This is a genomic window from Herbaspirillum sp. B65 (genome assembly GCF_000333555.1).
In the GTDB taxonomy this organism is placed as follows: domain Bacteria; phylum Pseudomonadota; class Gammaproteobacteria; order Burkholderiales; family Burkholderiaceae_D; genus Herbaspirillum; species Herbaspirillum rubrisubalbicans.
Window position 1 is genome coordinate 1 of sequence record NZ_BADI01001130.1, and the last position, 1178, is coordinate 1178.

At 62.8% G+C, this 1178-nt stretch carries 1 protein-coding gene and 2 pseudogenes; 2 read left to right on the plus strand and 1 reads right to left on the minus strand.

The features are described 5' to 3' along the window. Both I5W_RS26675 and I5W_RS26680 read left to right on the plus strand, forming a co-directional pair. A pseudogene (locus I5W_RS26675) lies at positions 1-343 on the plus strand (DUF4118 domain-containing protein); the annotation flags it as partial. 125 nt (positions 344-468) lie between these two features. Then, positions 469-903, plus strand: a complete 435-nt coding sequence (locus tag I5W_RS26680; RefSeq protein ID WP_017450232.1) for a hypothetical protein — start codon at positions 469-471, stop codon at positions 901-903. 31 nt (positions 904-934) lie between these two features. Here I5W_RS26680 and I5W_RS26685 read toward each other — a convergent pair. Further along, a pseudogene (locus I5W_RS26685) lies at positions 935-1178 on the minus strand (LysR family transcriptional regulator); the annotation flags it as partial.

Consider the following 1178-nt stretch of genomic DNA (forward strand, 5'->3'; position numbering starts at 1 on the left):
CGTCATCAGCTATCTGTTCGGCTACGTGTATTCGCTGAGCCTGCTGGCCATCAGTATTCCCACGGCCATGTTCTTCTTCCGCAAGCCCTTCTATACGATGGATGGACTCAACGACAAAGATCTATTCATGATCCTGGTCTACACCGTCATCGTTGCCACCGCCTCGCTGATCATCGAATGGCTGCAACGTGAACGCTATGCCGCCGTGCTGCAGCAGCGCGTCTCGGAAACCCGCTACCGCCTGCTGATCGAATCCGACCAGGCGCGCCGCGCCGAATATGCCAAGCAGTTCGAGAACAACACCAGCCCCGCCAGCAACTCCGGCAGCGGCGAGAACGCCTGACCCAGCGCCTTCACGGTCTTGCCTGGCGCCATTGACGCCAGGCAAGCTCAACTCATCAGGAAGCCCCTGATATCCCTCCCCGCCGGCCTCTCCTAAGATGTACGCATCACAGCAAGGAGGCCGCCATGTCCCTGACCCATCACCTGCCCCGTATCCTGCTCGTCGACGCCGACCTGGACGCCATCGAAGCGGCCCGCTTCGCGCTCTGGCGCAGTCACCTGCCCTGCCAGTTCGAATGGTTCGACGATGCCGAACTGGCCAATGCCTCGCTGCTGACGCAAGCCCTGTGCCACTCGCGCGACCTGCCGGCGCTGATCCTGCTGGACCCGCGCAGCTTTGCCTGTACCGAAGGATATGAATTCTTGCGCACCCTGTGCGTGTACCCGCAACTGACCTCGATTCCGCTGGTGCTGTTCACCGCTGCGCCGCTGTCGAGCGACTTCGCGCAAGACCAGGATTGCCGCATCTGGTACGCCGCCAAGCCGCCGCGCACCAGCGACTACATGGACCTGGTCACCCGCTGCGTGCAACAACGCCTGCGCCAGCCCGAAATGCTCTGAAGCGGCCAACTCCAGGGTCATGCGCAGATCCCTAGCACTGCGTATGTGAATTAATCTTCTTCAACTGCTTGAGCTCCCACAGCGCCTGCAATACGTGCAGGGTAGCCGGCTCCAGTTGCGCGGCGCGATGCGCAATACCCAGCGGACGCCATAGCGCCGGGCGCAAGGGCCGCATCACGATGCGCGGATCCAGCGGCACCGTGCGGCCCTGGGCACTGGCCTCGTGCGGCAAGAGCGTGGCGCCATAGCCGGCGGCCACCAGGCTTTTGATGGCA